Consider the following 15829-nt stretch of genomic DNA (forward strand, 5'->3'; position numbering starts at 1 on the left):
CCCGCACCCGCCCCACAACCCCAGGTGGCACCCCCTGAGGCGCCCGAACACCCCTCACCCGGAAGCAACCTCACTGGACGGCGGCCGGTTCCCACTCGGCGCATTCCGCACGGCGTCGGTGCACTCGTACCGCCGCAACGGCTCCGTCCCCGGCCCGCCGAGGATCACCGACCCGTCCCCCTCCGCCGCCGCCGAGTCGGACAGCGTGCACACGATCTGCGCGAGCGCGTACGACGTCAGCTGCGGCGGCGACGTGCTCAGCCGCAGCGTGTCGTCGGGGTCCCCGGCCCGCGGCCCGCCCACGCTCATCCCGCCGCGCACATACGTCGTGTAGCCGGCCTCCTTCTCGGCGGCCGACGGCGTCTCGGCGAGCTGGTCGAGGAGCCCCTGCGCGACGATCACCCGTCGCTTGGCGTCCGCCGTACCGTCCGGGACCCGCACCTCCCGGTCGACGGTCACCAGCGAGGCGCCGCACAGCAGGAACACCTGCACCGGCACCCCGTGCTCGTCCTGGGCCGACAGATCCGGCTGGTTCATCGAGCACGGCACCCGCGAGGGTGCCCCGCCGAAGTCGGTCGGCACCTCGGTGGCCCGGATCCCGCACCCGGAGAGCGCGAGCGCCAGCCCGGCGACGGCAAGGAGTCTTCGTACCCGCAGTTCCTGCATCACGCGTCCTTCGCCCCGCCGTCCTTGGTCTCCTCGGCCAGTTCCGAGGCGTCCCGGGGCAGCCGCAGCGTGAACACCGCACCGCCCTCGGGGGAGTTCGCGGCGGTGATCGAGCCACCGTGGATACGGGCGTTCTCCGTCGCGATGGACAGGCCCAGGCCGCTGCCCTCGGAGCGCGGCCGGGAGGCGCTGGCCTTGTAGAACCGGTCGAAGACATGCGGCAGGACGTCCTCGGGGATGCCCGGACCGTGGTCGCGCACGGCGATGACCAAGTCGTCGCCCTCGATCCGCACCGACACCCGCACCGGCGAGCCGCCGTGCTTGAGGGCGTTGCCGATGAGGTTGGCCAGGATGACGTCGAGGCGGCGCGGGTCGAGGCGGGCGTGGATACCGCGTTCGGCGTCCAGGTCCACCGCGTCCAGCCAGGCGCGGGCGTCGATGCAGGCGGTGATCTGGTCGGCGATGTCGACGTCGTCGAGGACCAGCCGGGCCGTACCGGCGTCGAAGCGGGTGACCTCCATGAGGTTCTCGACGAGGTCGTTGAGCCGCCGTGTCTCGCTGACGACCAGCCGGACGGCGGGCTCGATCATCGGGTCGATCGACCCCGACTCCGCCTCCAGCTCCTCCTCCAGGATCTCCGTCACGGCGGTGATCGCGGTGAGCGGGGTTCGCAGTTCATGGCTCATGTCGGCGACGAACCGCCGGGACGCCTCGTCGCGCCCGGCCATGTCGTCGACCCGCTTCTCCAGTGCCTCGGCCGCGTCGTTGAACGTCCGGGAGAGATCGGCGAGTTCGTCGGTGCCGGAGACCCGGAGCCGGGTGTCCAGCTTGCCCTCGCCGAGCCGGCGGGCGGCGACTCCGAGGCGGTGCACCGGCTTCAGCACGGTCGTGGCGGCGGCCTGCGCGAGCAGCGCCGAGCCGATCAGCGCCAGCCCGGTCGCGATCCCCAGCGACCACGCCAGCGAGTTGAGGTCCTTCGCCTCCGGCTCCAGGGACTTCATCATGTAGCCGGTCGGCCCGCCGCCGATCAGCCGCGTCCCGGCCACCAGGTACGGCGTGCCGTGGTCGACGACCCGCTGCCAGTACAGGTGGTACGCCGACTTGTTGCTGTCGGACATCTTCTGCTGCTTGTCGACGGCCTTGCGCAGGGAGGTCGGCACGTCGTCCAGCGCGAACCCGCTGAGCCCGCCCGAATTGCCGTACACCACCTTGCCGCCGGTGTCCTCGCCGACCAGCAGCACACTGAAACGCTGGCTGCTGTTGGCCATCTGCCCGGCGGTGCGCTGGAGTTCGTCCTGGGTGGGATGGACGGGCAGCGCGCCGGCCCGGTTCTGCATCTCCTGCTGGAAGTCACGCAGCACCGCGTCCTGGGTACGGGTGAGCACGGCCTCGCGGTTGAGCCAGTACGCGATGCCGGACGCGGACACCGCGGCGGTCAGCGCGACGAGCCCGAAGACGACGACGAGCCGCAGCCGCAGACTGGTGAAGCGCAGCCGGGACACGGCTCCCTTGCGATCCGCGGCCCAGCCGCGGAAACCCTCTTGCCGGTCGGTCACTGAGGGGCGTCCAGGCGGTAGCCGACACCACGCACGGTACGGATCAGGGTCGGGGACGAGGGCACGTCCTCGACCTTGGCGCGCAGCCGCTGCACACAGGCGTCGACGAGCCGGGAGTCACCGAGGTAGTCGTGCTCCCAGACCAGCCGCAGCAACTGCTGCCGGGACAGCGCCTGCCCCGGCCGCCGGCTCAGCTCCAGGAGCAACCGCAGTTCGGTCGGAGTGAGCTGGAGGTCCTCGCCGTTCTTCGTCACGGTCATCGCGGACCGGTCGATGACGACGTTGCCGAACGTCGCCGAGTCGGTGGACTCCCGCTCCCCGCGCCGCAGCACGGCCCGGATCCGGGCGTCGAGCACCCGGCCCTGGACGGGTTTGACGACATAGTCGTCGGCGCCGGACTCCAGCCCGACCACCACGTCGATGTCGTCGCTGCGCGCGGTCAGCAGAATGATCGGCAGCTGGTCCGTGCGCCGGATGCGCCGGCACACCTCGAACCCGTCGATGCCGGGCAGCATGACGTCGAGGACGATCAGATCGGGCCGCTGCTCACGCAACAGCTTCAGACCGTCCTCACCGGTCGCAGCGGTGGCCACCCGGTGCCCCTGGCGCGTCAGTGAGAGCTCCAGGGCCGTACGGATGGCGTCGTCGTCCTCGATCAGCAACAGGGAAGGCACGGGCTCATTCTGGCCCATGCGGGGCCCGTCGTACGACCTGTGCGGCTCGCAGGTGCCCGCAAACCTCCTTAGCGCCACCACCTGTGCATCGACTGTGGACTCTCTGTACCGGACCCCTGTGACAGGTCTGTGACAGTCGGCGGATACGGCCGTGAAGGTGGCCCGGCAGAGTTCTCGGCACAGGCAGACGAGCAAGCGGCCAAGAGCCGGGCGGCGCGGGGCCTGGGCAAGCCGAACTACCGGAAGTCCACGACGGGGGGCGCGAGATGAACACGCTGATCAGCCACAGCACCAGCGCAGTAGTCACGCGTCTGCACGACGTGCACCGGGGTTCCGAGAAGTCCGGTGCCGTGAGCGGGCGGGGGTGCGCTCGCGGCACCGGGCGTCAGCACACCGGTTACATGACGGTGGTTGACGGCTTCACGGGGGAAGCACACGGGGGAACCGCATACAGGGAGGACACGGGGGAGCGTCGTTCGCTGACCGAGGCGGAGTTCACCGCCTACGTCCAGGAGCGCCGCGCCTCCCTGTACGCGACCGCCTACCACCTGACCGGTGACCGCTACGAGGCCGAGGACCTGCTGCAGAGCGCGCTGTTCTCGACGTACAAGGCGTGGGACCGGATCAGCGACAAGGCGGCCGTGGGCGGTTACCTGCGCCGGACGATGACCAACCTGCACATCAGTGCCTGGCGGCGCCGCAAGCTCAACGAGTACCCGACCGAGGAACTGCCGGAGACGCCCGGCGACACGGACGCGATGAGCGGCACGGAGCTGCGCGCGGTCCTGTGGCAGGCGCTCGCCCGGCTCCCCGAACTCCAGCGCACCATGCTGGTCCTGCGCTACTACGAGGGCCGCACGGACCCGGAGATCGCGGAGATCCTCGACATCAGTGTCGGCACGGTGAAGTCCAGCATCTGGCGGTCGCTCCGCCGGCTGCGCGAGGACGAGGTCCTCAGCTTCGGCCGTGACGAGGAGGACGCCTTCGGGGAGCTCGTCGCCTGAAGGTAAGGGGATCCGGGGGGATCCTGACGGGGGAGAACCGGGGGAACACGGGGGACCTGGGGGAGGGTCCGGGGGGACTCACGGGGGAAAAGCGGGTCCGGGGGGGACCTGGGGGGAAAGCACGGGGGAGCTCCGCCACGGGGGACACGGGGGTGTTCGGCGGAGCAACGGGGGAAGCGGGACTGGAGGGCCGGGGGGTCCATCCAGTCCCGCTTTTTTTCTGCGACTTCGTCCCGCGACTTCGTCCTGCGACTTTTTTTGTACGACTTCTCTACGGCGCTTCTTCTTCGGCTGTCACGCCGGTGCCTGTGTCCGGTCCCGGTGCTGCCGACCCACCGCGGCCGCCGCCATCCGGCCCAGCGCCTCGTCCCGGTCGCACGGGTGCGCGCCCAGTGACACCTGACGGCTCACGATCGTGCGTTCGGCCCGCATCAGCCGCCAGCCGCGGCGCAGCAGGAACGGCACCGACTTGCGGCCCTCCTTGAGGTCGCGCAGGAAACGGCGCCGGAAGGTCTTCACCGGCCCCCGGCTCAGACAGAGCGCGTCGGCCAGCAGCCCCAGCTCACGGCAGCGCTCCACGATCTCGGCGGCGAAGATGCCCTCCGCGATGAACAGCGGGGTACGGCCGATGTGCAGCATCTCCTCGCCGGTGCGGGCGCTCAGCGCTATGTCGTACACCGGCACCGCCGCCGAGCCCGTGGCGCACAGCCGGCCGATCGCCTCGACCGCGACCTTTGCGTCCCAGGACTCCGGGTGGTCCCAGTCGATGTCCGAACTCCCCGTCACCAGGGGCAGAGTCGGGTCGTCGCCCTCCTTGTAGAAGTCGTCGAGGCGCAGGACGGGAAGCCCGGAACGGGCGGCGACGAGTGACTTGCCCGAACCCGAGGGGCCGCACAGCAGCACGACGCGGGCGGGGGGCGGAGGATGAATGCTCACGGAACACCAGTTTGACGCATGGTGGGCCTCCTGCCGACCCCGCGGGTCGGCTTTGGAGCGTGAGTCACACCTCAACTACCCTGTGTGCCGACGTTACTACCCTGCGCACCGGAAGGTGGCACCAGCAATGCCCCGACACACGTCCTCCCCGAACCCGACCGCTCGGCGTGCCCTGGCGGCCCTGGCCACGGCAGGGGTGGCGCTCGGCGCGGGCGCCGCGACGGCCGCCGCGGACACCCGGCCCGCGCTGGACGTGGTCCGCACCCACCCCACCGCGCTCGGTCAGATCGACCCGCAGACGGGCCTGAAGGTGCTGGGCGGTGTACTGCCGTACGTCACCGGGCCGGTGGCCGGGCTGAAGCCCAACCCGCTCGCGGGCACCGGCGTGGACCCGCTGGACAACGGGGTGGGGGCGCAACTGGCCGACTTCAAGCCGCTGACGTCGAAGATGCTGACGGGACCGCTGGCGCAGGCGCCGTCGATCGGGTCGCTTCCGGTGGTGGGGAAGATTCTGGGGGGCTGAGCGCCCCGCAAGGGGCGCTGGGGGTGCCCCCGGCCGAAGGCTGGGGGAGGAACTGCGCGACCAGCCACGGACGGCCCGCAGTTCCCCACTCGCAGGGGTGAAATCAGTAAGAAGAGCCGGACGCTCCCAGCGCCCCCGTCGGGTGCCAGACCGTCTTGGTCTCCAGGAACGCCGTCATGCGGTCGGTCCCCGGCGTCGCCGTCCAGTCGTCCACAGGCTGTGGACGCAGCACGCGCTTCAGGTTGTCGGCCGCCGCGATCTCCAGCTCCTTCGCCAGCGCCTCGTCGGCGCCCGCGAGGTCGATCGCGTTGACGTCCTGGTGGGCGGCGAGGGGCGCCGCGATCTCCGCCGTACGGCCGGAGAGGACGTTGACGACTCCGCCGGGGACGTCGGAGGTGGCGAGGACCTCGGAGAGGGAGAGGGCCGGCAGCGGGGCCTTCTCGGAGGCGATGACGACGGCGGTGTTGCCCGTGGCGATCACGGGCGCGACCACCGACACCAGGCCCAGGAACGACGACTCCTGCGGGGCCAGGACGGCCACCACGCCCGTGGGCTCGGGGGAGGAGAGGTTGAAGAACGGGCCCGCGACCGGGTTGCCGCCGCCGACCACCTGGGCGATCTTGTCGGTCCAGCCCGCGTACCAGACCCAGCGGTCGATCGTCGCGTCCACGACCGCGGCCGCCTTGGACTTGCCCAGCCCCTCGGCGTCCGCCACCTCGCGGACGAACTGGTCCCGGCGGCCCTCCAGCATCTCCGCGACGCGGTAGAGGACCTGGCCCCGGTTGTAGGCCGTGGCCCCGGACCAGCCGCCGAACGCCTTGCGCGCGGCGACGACCGCGTCCCGGGCATCCTTGCGGCTGGACTGCGGTGCGTTGGCCAGCCAGTTGCCCTTGGAGTCGGTCACCTCGTACACCCGGCCGCTCTCGGAACGCGGGAACTTCCCGCCGACGTACAGCTTGTAGGTCTTGAAGACGCTCAGACGCTCATTGGTGCGGTCAGACATCGAGGTACGCCTCCAGGCCGTGGCGGCCGCCCTCGCGGCCGAAGCCCGACTCCTTGTAACCGCCGAACGGCGAGGTCGGGTCGAACTTGTTGAACGTGTTGGACCAGACGACACCGGCACGCAGCTTGTTCGCGACGGCCAGGATCCGGGAGCCCTTCTCGGTCCAGATGCCGGCGGAGAGGCCGTACTGCGTGTTGTTGGCCTTGGCGACCGCCTCGTCGGGCGTGCGGAAGGTCAGGACCGACAGGACGGGACCGAAGATCTCGTCGCGCGCGATGGTGTGCGCCTGGGTGACGTTCGTGAAGAGCGTCGGGGCGAACCAGTAGCCGGAGGCGGGGAGTTCGCAGGCCGGGGACCAGCGCTCGGCGCCCTCCGCCTCGCCCTGGTCGGCGAGGGTGGTGATGCGGGCCAGCTGCTCGGCGGAGTTGATCGCGCCGATGTCCGTGTTCTTGTCCAGCGGGTCGCCGAGGCGGAGCGTCGACAGGCGGCGCTTGAGGGAGTCGAGCAGCTCGTCGTGGATCGACTCCTGGACGAGGAGACGGCTGCCCGCGCAGCAGACCTGGCCCTGGTTGAAGAAGATCCCGGTGACGATGCCCTCGACGGCCTGGTCGATGGGGGCGTCGTCGAAGACGATGTTCGCGCCCTTGCCGCCCAGCTCCAGCGTGAGCTTCTTGCGGGTGCCCGCGACCGTGCGCGCGATCTCCTTGCCGACGGCGGTGGAGCCGGTGAAGGCGACCTTGTTCACGTCGGGGTGCGCGACGAGCGCGGCACCCGCGTCGCCGTACCCGGGGAGGATGTTGACGACGCCCTTGGGGAGGCCCGCCTGGCGGCAGATGTCCGCGAAGAACAGCGCCGAGAGGGGGGTCGTCTCGGCGGGCTTCAGGACCACCGTGTTGCCGGTGGCGAGCGCCGGGGCGATCTTCCAGGCCAGCATCAGGAGCGGGAAGTTCCAGGGGATGACCTGGCCGGCGACGCCGAGCGGCCGCGGGTTCGCGCCGTAGCCCGCGTGGTCGAGCTTGTCGGCCCAGCCCGCGTAGTAGAAGAAGTGCGCGGCGACCAGGGGGAGGTCCGCGTCGCGCGTCTCCTTGATCGGCTTGCCGTTGTCCAGCGTCTCCAGGACGGCCAGCTCACGGCTGCGCTCCTGGATGATCCGGGCGATACGGAAGAGGTACTTGGCGCGCTCGGAACCCGGCAGTGCGGACCACTTCTCGAACGCCCTGCGGGCGGCCTTCACGGCGCGCTCGACGTCCGCCTCGCCGGCCTGGGCGACCTCGGAGAGGACCTCCTCGGTCGACGGGCTGACGGTCTTGAAGACCTTGCCGTCGGCGGCGTCGGTGAACTCGCCGTCGATGAAGAGGCCGTAGGAGGGCGCGATGTCGACGACCGAGCGGGACTCGGGCGCCGGTGCGTACTCGAATGCGGTGGTCATCTTTTCCTTGGCCATGGTGATCAGTCCACCGTCACGTAGTCGGGGCCGGAGTAGCGGCCGGTGGCCAGCTTCTGACGCTGCATCAGCAGGTCGTTCAGGAGCGAGGAGGCGCCGAACCGGAACCAGTGGTTGTCCAGCCAGTCCGCGCCCGCGGTCTCGTTGACCAGGACGAGGAACTTGATCGCGTCCTTGCTGGTCCGGATGCCGCCGGCGGGCTTCACGCCGACCTGGACGCCGGTCTGCGCACGGAAGTCGCGGACGGCCTCCAGCATGAGCAGGGTGTTGGCGGGGGTGGCGTTGACGGCGACCTTGCCGGTGGAGGTCTTGATGAAGTCGGCACCGGCGAGCATGCCGAGCCAGGAGGCGCGGCGGATGTTGTCGTACGTCGACAGCTCGCCGGTCTCGAAGATGACCTTGAGGCGGGCCGAGGTGCCGCAGGTCTCGCGTACGGCGGTGATCTCGTCGTACACCTTCAGGTAGTTGCCCGCGAGGAACGCGCCGCGGTCGATGACCATGTCGATCTCGTCGGCACCCGCGGCCACGGCGTCCCGCACGTCGGCGAGCTTGACGTCGAGCGCCGCGCGGCCGGCCGGGAAGGCGGTGGCGACGGAGGCGACCTTGACCGACGAGCCGGCGACGGCCTCCTTGGCGACGGCCACCATGTCGGGGTAGACACAGACGGCGGCCGTGGCCGGGGTCGTGCGGTCCGTCGGGTCCGGGTGGACCGCCTTGGCGCCGAGCGCCCGGACCTTGCCCGGGGTGTCCGCGCCTTCCAGCGTCGTCAGGTCGACCATCGAGATGGCGAGGTCGATGGCGTACGCCTTCGCGGTGGTCTTGATGGAACGGGTGCCGAGCGAGGCGGCACGCGCCTCCAGGCCGACCGCGTCGACGCCGGGCAGCCCGTGGAGGAAGCGGCGCAGCGTGCTGTCGGACCCGGTGACGTCAGCAAGTGCGTGGGGTGCGGTGGTGGGCATGGTCACCAGCCGAGCATATCTACGCGCGTAGCAGCTGTACACCCCGAGGGACCGGTTCTTCTTGAGGTGGGGTGGTGTCCGCGCCCCGAAGAGGCGCGGGCCGTGGCGACGATGCCCCCACCGCACCAATGCGAACGTCTGGTGCAGAATCGGCCCTATGACCTCGCCCCTCGTCAAGGACCGCATCTACCGCTCGCCCCAGGCGCTGATCGGCGGTGTCCTGCTGCTCGCGATCGTCGGCTGGCTGGGCATCGACGCGCTGCTCCGGGGCCACGGCCACGCCCCCTGGCTGGCGCTCGCCGCGCTGATCCTCATCGTGCCGCTGGTCGTCGCCTTCACCCTGCGCCCGGCGGTGTTCGCGGGCGAGGACCGGCTGCGGGTGCGCAACCCGTTCCGGGTGATCACCCTGCCGTGGGGTGAGGTCGCCTCCTTCCGCTCCGGTTACTCGAACGAGGCGATCACGAAGTCCGGGACGAAGTACCAGCTGTGGGCGATCCCGGTGTCCCTGCGGGGTCGCAAGAAGGCGGCACGCCGGAGCGCGAGGGCGGAGGCGGACGCGCGGCGTGGGCGGACGGGGTCCGCGGGGCGTGGGTCCGGCGGCATCGGCGGGTTCGGTGGCGGCTTCGGCGGCGGGTTCGGGGGGCTGCGGGACGCCGACGACGCGGCCGGGCCGATGCGCGCGGAGACCGACAAGATCATGGACGATCTGCGGGAGATGCTGGAGAACAGGGGCCCGGCGGAGTCGGCGCAGGGCGAGGTCACGGTGCGATGGGCGTACGAGGTGGCCGCGCCGGCGGTGGCGGGCGCGGTGCTGCTGGTGATCCTGCTGCTGGTGGGGTAGCGCGAGCCGGGCAGAGCCCATGGGCTGTTGTTTGACACCTCTTGTCGAACACTTCGAACACGCGGCGTTGTGCGCGGCGGTGACCAGGTCGAACATGGGGTGCGTCGGAACACCGTGGAGGCTGGGCAGGGCGCGGGAGGGAACCTCGTGGCGGGCTTACGCAATCGGCCGGATCCACAGGCGGGTCCGGGGGAACGGTTCGCGTACGACTTGCAGATCCTGCGTGAGTCGGTGGGAAACCCGGACTACCGGTCGATGGCCCGCCGTGCGGGGTGCGCTCCCAGCACCCTGTCCACGGCCGCCGCGGGCCGCCGCTTCCCCACCCTGGAGGCCACGCTGGCCTTCGTACGCGCCTGCCGGGGAGATCAGTCCGCCCAGGCCGAGTGGGCGCGGCGCTGGCACGCGGTGAAGAAGGAACTGTCCGAGGGTTCGGCGGCGCCGGCATCCCCCGCCGCGACTGCCCCCGGCACCGCACCCCGGCCGGCCCCGAACGCCCCGGAGCCGGACCTGCCCCCGTCCCCGGACGCCGTTCCCGTGTCCGGCGGACGTCGTCGCCCACGTCGTCTCGTGAGGGCCGTGGCCGCGTCCTGCGTGGCTCTGGCGGCCACCGCGGGAGCCCTCGCCGTGGCCCGCGACGACGGGCACCAAACACCCCACCGGCCCTCCGGGACACGCACCGGCACCAGCACCGGCACCGGCGGCACCGTCGTGGACGAGGTGCCCGTACGCCGGCAGGGAACTCTGCAGCTGGTGCCGGATCAGGTCGTGGATCTGGACTCCACGGCGCGCGGCTGGGGCGTCACCGGCGACCCGGGTCCACCGTCCGCGGACATCGAGTTCGAGTCGGCGCGCGCGCTCACCGGCTTGCGGAACGCGGACATGGCCGTACTGCCTCCGGGAAAGGCCGGCACCTTCACCGACTGCGCCGACGAACAGGACTACGGCGTGAAGCTGGCGGCAAACGGCATCCGTACCGGCCGCGTACTGTGCGACATCACCAGCGACGACCTCGTCGCCATGCTGCGCATCACCGGCGTCCGGAAGGACGAGACAGGAGCGCCGGACCGTGTCTCCTTCCGGGTGGTCGTATGGAACCGCCGCCATCTGGACTGACGGGGGCTGCCGTGGGCGGCGGCCCGTCGGCCGTCAGTCGTCGGTCTTGATCTTCTTCATCGTCAGGTGGGACTCGACGCGCAGGATGCCGGGGAGTCCGGTGAGCTTGCCGATGAGGAAGGCGTTGTACGCGGCGTCGTCGGCGACGGCCACGCGGAGGAAATAGTCGGGGCGCCCGTACATCCGGCGGAACTCGATGACCTCCTCGTACGAGGAGAGCGTCTCCTCCAGGGTCTCGACGGTCTTCAGGTCGTTGGCGGAGACCTCGATGTCGATCATGACTTCCAGGCCCCGGCCGACGGCCTCCGGGTTGATGACGGCGCGGTAGCCCGTGATGACACCGGCGTCCTCCAGCCGCTTCAGCCGGCGCAGACACGGCGGCGGGGTCAGCCCGACCCGCTTGGCCAGCTCGACGTTGGTCAGCCGACCGTCCTGGCGCAGGTGAAACAAAATGTCCCGGTCGACGGCATCGAGCTGCAATTCATTGCGCATCACATCAGCTTACGGGAATTATTGGAAACCATATGTGGCGACAATCCTCCTAAAATTTCAATATGCGCACGCTTTCCGTCGCCGCGGGCGATCCTCCCCGGTCCGCTCCCGCCTCTCCGCCGCCGCTCCGGTCCACGGCCCTGGCCGCCCTGCAGGACTCCGCCTCCGTGGGGCTCGGCCTGCTCCCGCTCGGTCTCGCCTTCGGGGTGCTGATCACCCACGCCGGCCTGCCCTGGTGGTGCGCGAGCCTGTTCACCGCCGTCGTCTATGCCGGGTCGTTCGAGTTCCTCCTCGTGAACCTGGCCGTCGCGGCCACCCCGCTGGCGGCGGTCGCGCTCACCGCCTTCCTGGTGAACGTCCGGCATGTGTTCTACGCACTGTCCTTCCCCCTCGACCGCGTGCGGGGCCGGTTCGGCAAGGCCTACAGCACCTTCGCCCTGACCGACGAGGCCTACGCCCTGACCACCGGTGACCGGGCCCGGTCCTGGTCCGGTGCCCGCATCCTGTGGCTGCAGCTGTTCATGCAGCTGTACTGGGTCGGCGGTGCCACCGCCGGTGCCCTGCTCGGCTCGGCTGTACCCGACAGCGTCACCGGTCTGGACTTCGCGATGACCGCCCTGTTCGCCGTACTGGCCCTGGACGCCGTCCGGGAGCGGAGCGGCGACCTGCCCACCCCGCTCCTCGCGCTGCTCAGCGCCCTGGTCGCGAGGCTGGTCCTGCCCGGCCAGATGCTGCTCGCCGCGTTCGCACTGTTCACCGCCGCGCTGCTGGTCCGGAGCCGCAAGGAGGGCGGGAAGGAGAGTCGTACGGAGAGCCGCAAGGAGAGCCGTATGGAGAGCCGTATGGAGAGCCGTGTGGAGGAGTCCCGTGCCTGACACCCGTTACCTGCTGCTGGCCGTCGCCGTCTCGGCCGCCGTCACCTGGGCGCTGCGCGCGCTGCCGTTCACCGTCCTGGCCTCGCTGCGGGCCAGCGGCACCGTGCGCTACCTCGGCGCCCGGATGCCCGCCGGCGTCATGGTGATCCTCTTCGTCTACTGCCTGCGTGACCTGCCGCTGACCCAGTCCCGCGCCGTCGCGCCCCTGGCCGCCCTGGCGGTCACCGTCGGGCTGCATCTGTGGCGCCGCAACGCCCTGCTGAGCATCGTCGGCGGCACCGTCGTGAGCGTGGCGCTGGCCAGCACGGTCTTCGCGGGCTGACCGAACAGCGTGAGGGCGCGACCGGACAGATGCTTTAAGTAGCCATATGTGCACATTCTGCGACCATGGTGTCCGGGCGGTCCTGATCGCGCGATGACGACGTGACGGGGCCGCCGTTCGACGAACCCCCGAACCGCGCAAGGAGTCAGCTGATCATGTCCGCACCCGTCGTTGACGTCTGGGGCCCGGTCGCCCCCGGAGCCCGCTCCTCGTACCCCTCCGCTCCGGAACCGCATGAGGCATGGCACCTCTCCGGAGGAAAGGCCTGGGTCTACTACAGCCCGCTGAACCGCAGGCAGCTCGTCAGGCCCGTCATCCTCTCCGACGGCTTCTCCAGCGGGTCGAGCGACCTCGACCAGCTCTTTCACGGCCTGGAGGAGAACGGCGACTACCGCTTCATCTCCGAGCTCCACGCGTCCGGCCGGGACGTGATCATCCTCGGCTACGACGACCGGACGGCGTCCATCACGGACAACGCCGACACCGCCATCGAATGCATCCGCCGGGCCCTCTCCGAGCGGGTGGGCCGGGCGAAGCTGGCCGTCGGCGGCTTCAGCATGGGCGGAATGGTCACCCGCTACGCGCTGGCCAGGATGGAGCAGGACCCCGCCTGTCCCGACCACGAGACGGCCCTCTACTTCTCCTACGACTCCCCCCACCAGGGCGGCTGGCTCCCCATCGCCCTCCAGGCGTTCACGCACTACGCGACGGACAAGTGGGGAGACGCTCCCGGTATCGGTCCCGTCCTGCGCCAGTTCTCCGGACTGCTCAACAGTCCCGCGGCGAAGCAGATGGCTCGGTGGCACATCGAGAAGGTCGGCGACACCCCGGCGCAGGCACCGGAGCGGACGGCGTTCCTCAAGGAGCTCGACAAGGTCGGGGGATGGCCGCGCAACGTCCGCAGGATCGGTGTCGCCAACGGCGTGGACACCGGCACCGGCAACGGCGTCAAGGCCGGTGTGATCGCGGTGAGGTGCGACGGCGAAACGCTGCACGACACCTGGCTCAAGACCCAGGCGAAGGGTGACCAGGTGGTCGCCCGCCTGCAGAAGACGGGTGAGGAGGCGACGGAGGTCCGCACCAGCGGGCTGCCCGACATCGACGGCGCTCCCGGTGGCCTGTTCGTCCTGCCGTCCCCCGCGGGCGACACCGGCAGCTTCGGTCTGGCCGCCCTGCTCATGGCCCTCATCGGCAACGAGGTGGACCCGGACGTCATCACCACGTCCTGCTTCATCCCCAGCATCAGCGCCGTCGACGCCGGCGACATCAACGACCCGAAGGCGCTCTACCGGGCGATCACACCGGACCGCAGCGCACTCGACGCCTACCTGTGCGCCAGCCGCAACGAAGGACACACCACCATGACCGAAGAACTCGGCGCGTGGATCGTGAACGAGATCGTCGCGAGCAGCTGACCATCGGTGGGGTGGGCGGACCGCACCGAAGGGAAACCCGCCCACCCCACCAGGCGGTAGGGCAACGGGTTGTGGAGGCGCCCCAATTGGCAACGTTGTCCCGGTCCGCGTGGGAGCGCTTTCTCTGTGTCTTGCCTACGGGTTACCTAGGGGATACCTCTACATGAAGCGTGGCCTCGGCGGTCAGTTTTGTCCGGGCGCCGTCACCTGCCTCTCAGTAGATTGCTGCTGCCGCCCCGGAGTGCCGTACCTGCGGATTTTGCTTCTTGATTGGGCGGCGGGGGTGGGGACATGGACCGGTCCGAGAGGGCGGCAAGACCTGCCGCCGGGGCAGCCGGAATGAGATGCCAGGTGGACATCGACGGGCAGGGCAGATTCGGCTGGCGCCTGGTGGCGCCGAACGGGAGATCGGTGGCGGTGTCGCTCACCGCGCACGACACCCACGCCCGATGTCGCGCCGCGTTCCACCGCATGTGCGCGCTGCACTCCCGTACGGGGGGCGGAGTGCAGCACAGTTCCGACGGCGGCGGCTGGGTGTGGGCGGTCTGGGACGAGTCCGGCCGCCATCTGGCCGGCTCGGCGCGGACGTACGAGAGGCATGCCACCTGCCGCGCGTCCTATGACCGGTTCCGCGCGACGATCGCCGAACTGGTCTATGCGGGGCCGGAGTTATGGGGCGAGTAGGTCAAGAGCCCGTCGGTCCGCGGGCGTAGTCCACGGTCTTCCGTCAACCGGAGCCGCAGAGTCCCTGGTTGTGGATGAGGCGTGCCCGTGCGCCGGGGACCGAAGTTGCCCTTAGGGAACCCGTAGTTCACACCTCGGGATGAGCATGTCAACGTGGCGGCCGGAGCGTCGGACCCGTGCCCACGTTGAAGAGACGCCCCCTGCCCGCGGCCGGTGAGGCGGACGACGTACCCAGACGGCTGTTCGCGGACCCGGGAGTACCCGACCGCGTCTTCCGTGCCGTCGCCCGGGGCGGTGGCGGCCTGGTGCTCGCCGTCATGCTCCTGGTCGGCGGCTTCCTGCTGCTCAGGGCCTGGGAGGCGCTGCGCAGGGCGGGCTGGTCCTTCCTGACGACGGCCGCCTGGGACCCGGACAGCGGCCACTTCGGTATCGCGGCCGTGCTGCTCGGCACCGTGCTCATCGCGCTGGTGGCGGTGTGCGTGGCCGTACCGCTGGCCACCGGTGCCGCCCTGTACATCTCCGAGTACGCCTCGCCCCGGCTGCGGCAGACGCTCATCAGCGTCGTCGACCTGATGGCCGCCGTGCCCTCCGTGGTGTACGGCCTGTGGGGCTTCTTCTGGCTCGAAGGTCATGTGCTGCCGACGGCGCGGTTCATCGCCACGTACTTCGGCTGGATCCCGCTCTTCAAGGTCGACGGCGCCGATCCGCACGATCCGCTCGCGCCCGAGACCGTCTACACCTCGTCCACCTTCATCGCGGGCCTCGTCGTCGGCATGATGGTCGCGCCGATCATCTGCTCGATCATGCGCGAGGTCTTCTCCCAGGCCCCGGCCGGCGAGCGCGAGGGTGCGTACGCGCTCGGCGCCACCAAGTGGGGCATGATCCGCAGCGTCGTCCTGCCGTTCGGCAAGGGCGGCATGATCGGCGGCACCATGCTCGGGCTGGGCCGGGCGCTCGGCGAGACCATCGCCGTCTACATGGTCATCTCGCCGGTCTTCGCCGTGCAGCCGCACATCCTGCAGTCCGGCACCAGCTCGGTCTCCTCGCTGATCGCCCTGCGCTACGGCGAGGCCGGCGAGTTCAGCATGTCCGCGCTGATGGCGGCCGGCTTCGCCCTGTTCCTGATGACCCTCGTCGTCAACTTCGCCGCGTCCTCGATCGTCGCCCGCAGCAGGTCCGGCGCGGCGAGCGACGCATGAGCCCGACCAGGCCGTCAGTGCCGGCTGGGCCGTCAGCACCGGCACGGCCACCCCGGCCCGCACCGCTTTCCCGACTCACGCCGCTTTCCCGGTCCACAAGGGTTTCCGGGCTCACAAGGAGAG

17 protein-coding genes are annotated in these 15829 nt (G+C 70.5%); 9 read left to right on the forward strand and 8 right to left on the reverse strand.

The features are described from left to right. Positions 1 to 54 precede the first annotated feature (54 nt). From ACIRR9_RS01305 to afsQ1, 3 genes are read right to left on the reverse strand one after another with little or no spacing between them, the layout of a single operon-like run. The gene (locus ACIRR9_RS01305) at positions 55 to 666 is read right to left on the reverse strand and encodes a hypothetical protein (RefSeq protein ID WP_403746297.1); all 612 of its coding nucleotides are present in this window, start codon (positions 664 to 666) and stop codon (positions 55 to 57) included. Continuing rightward, a complete protein-coding gene (locus tag ACIRR9_RS01310) occupies positions 666 to 2222 on the reverse strand; it encodes an ATP-binding protein (protein ID WP_403746299.1) in 1557 nt (518 codons plus the stop codon). The genes ACIRR9_RS01305 and ACIRR9_RS01310 overlap by 1 nt, the downstream gene beginning before the upstream one ends. Then, entirely contained in the window at positions 2219 to 2896 is a 678-nt protein-coding gene (gene afsQ1 / locus ACIRR9_RS01315) for a two-component system response regulator AfsQ1 (protein ID WP_177232965.1), read from the reverse strand. The genes ACIRR9_RS01310 and afsQ1 overlap by 4 nt, the downstream gene beginning before the upstream one ends. Before the next feature lie 266 nt (positions 2897 to 3162). On the opposite strand from afsQ1, the gene ACIRR9_RS01320 reads away from it, so the two are divergent. Further along, positions 3163 to 3900, forward strand: a complete 738-nt coding sequence (locus ACIRR9_RS01320) for a SigE family RNA polymerase sigma factor (protein ID WP_123974596.1) — start codon at positions 3163 to 3165, stop codon at positions 3898 to 3900. Positions 3901 to 4194: 294 nt separating this feature from the next. Here ACIRR9_RS01320 and ACIRR9_RS01325 read toward each other — a convergent pair whose 3' ends face one another. Next, complete coding sequence (locus ACIRR9_RS01325) at positions 4195 to 4836, reverse strand: uridine kinase (protein WP_403746302.1); 642 nt, start codon at positions 4834 to 4836, stop codon at positions 4195 to 4197. A 127-nt stretch (positions 4837 to 4963) separates the two neighbouring features. On the opposite strand from ACIRR9_RS01325, the gene ACIRR9_RS01330 reads away from it, so the two are divergent. Continuing rightward, a complete protein-coding gene (locus ACIRR9_RS01330) occupies positions 4964 to 5359 on the forward strand; it encodes a hypothetical protein (protein ID WP_403746305.1) in 396 nt (131 codons plus the stop codon). Positions 5360 to 5462: 103 nt separating this feature from the next. Here the strand turns inward: ACIRR9_RS01330 and ACIRR9_RS01335 are convergent, their stop codons facing one another. Genes ACIRR9_RS01335 through deoC form a run of 3 tightly spaced genes read right to left on the reverse strand, consistent with a single transcriptional unit; the run spans position 5463 to position 8765 of the window. Further along, positions 5463 to 6362 (reverse strand): aldehyde dehydrogenase family protein, encoded by a 900-nt coding sequence (locus ACIRR9_RS01335; protein WP_403746308.1) that lies wholly within the window; start codon positions 6360 to 6362, stop codon positions 5463 to 5465. Next, positions 6355 to 7791 carry an aldehyde dehydrogenase family protein gene (locus tag ACIRR9_RS01340; protein ID WP_403746309.1) on the reverse strand — a complete coding sequence of 479 codons (1437 nt, stop codon included), beginning with the start codon at positions 7789 to 7791 and terminating at the stop codon, positions 6355 to 6357. The genes ACIRR9_RS01335 and ACIRR9_RS01340 overlap by 8 nt, the downstream gene beginning before the upstream one ends. Positions 7792 to 7811: 20 nt before the next feature. Continuing rightward, the gene (gene deoC / locus ACIRR9_RS01345; RefSeq protein WP_403747012.1) at positions 7812 to 8765 is read right to left on the reverse strand and encodes a deoxyribose-phosphate aldolase; all 954 of its coding nucleotides are present in this window, start codon (positions 8763 to 8765) and stop codon (positions 7812 to 7814) included. 157 nt (positions 8766 to 8922) lie between these two features. Between deoC and ACIRR9_RS01350 the strand changes: the two genes are divergently transcribed. Both ACIRR9_RS01350 and ACIRR9_RS01355 read left to right on the forward strand, forming a co-directional pair. Beyond that, a complete protein-coding gene (locus tag ACIRR9_RS01350) occupies positions 8923 to 9606 on the forward strand; it encodes a PH domain-containing protein (protein ID WP_384561621.1) in 684 nt (227 codons plus the stop codon). A gap of 210 nt (positions 9607 to 9816) precedes the next feature. Next, the gene (locus tag ACIRR9_RS01355) at positions 9817 to 10719 is read left to right on the forward strand and encodes a hypothetical protein (protein WP_403746312.1); all 903 of its coding nucleotides are present in this window, start codon (positions 9817 to 9819) and stop codon (positions 10717 to 10719) included. Positions 10720 to 10752: 33 nt separating this feature from the next. On the opposite strand, the gene ACIRR9_RS01360 is transcribed toward ACIRR9_RS01355, so the two are convergent. After that, positions 10753 to 11211 carry an Lrp/AsnC family transcriptional regulator gene (locus ACIRR9_RS01360; RefSeq protein ID WP_403746314.1) on the reverse strand — a complete coding sequence of 153 codons (459 nt, stop codon included), beginning with the start codon at positions 11209 to 11211 and terminating at the stop codon, positions 10753 to 10755. Positions 11212 to 11378: 167 nt separating this feature from the next. Here ACIRR9_RS01360 and ACIRR9_RS01365 point away from each other — a divergent pair, with 167 nt between their 5' ends. The 5 genes from ACIRR9_RS01365 to pstC all read left to right on the forward strand — a co-directional run bounded on the left by ACIRR9_RS01365 (position 11379) and on the right by pstC (position 15706). Then, complete coding sequence (locus tag ACIRR9_RS01365) at positions 11379 to 12086, forward strand: AzlC family ABC transporter permease (RefSeq protein WP_403747015.1); 708 nt, start codon at positions 11379 to 11381, stop codon at positions 12084 to 12086. Continuing rightward, positions 12079 to 12408: a branched-chain amino acid transporter permease gene (locus ACIRR9_RS01370; RefSeq protein WP_403746316.1), complete on the forward strand. Its 330-nt coding sequence runs from the start codon at positions 12079 to 12081 to the stop codon at positions 12406 to 12408. The genes ACIRR9_RS01365 and ACIRR9_RS01370 overlap by 8 nt, the downstream gene beginning before the upstream one ends. Before the next feature lie 155 nt (positions 12409 to 12563). Then, positions 12564 to 13823: an esterase/lipase family protein gene (locus ACIRR9_RS01375; protein WP_403746319.1), complete on the forward strand. Its 1260-nt coding sequence runs from the start codon at positions 12564 to 12566 to the stop codon at positions 13821 to 13823. Between the two features lie 351 nt (positions 13824 to 14174). Then, a complete protein-coding gene (locus ACIRR9_RS01380; RefSeq protein WP_365336556.1) occupies positions 14175 to 14507 on the forward strand; it encodes a hypothetical protein in 333 nt (110 codons plus the stop codon). Between the two features lie 176 nt (positions 14508 to 14683). After that, positions 14684 to 15706, forward strand: a complete 1023-nt coding sequence (gene pstC / locus ACIRR9_RS01385; RefSeq protein ID WP_403250726.1) for a phosphate ABC transporter permease subunit PstC — start codon at positions 14684 to 14686, stop codon at positions 15704 to 15706. Positions 15707 to 15829: the final 123 nt, after the last annotated feature.

Source organism: Streptomyces sp. NPDC101234 (assembly GCF_044767525.1).
Classification (GTDB): Bacteria; Actinomycetota; Actinomycetes; order Streptomycetales; family Streptomycetaceae; genus Streptomyces; species Streptomyces sasae.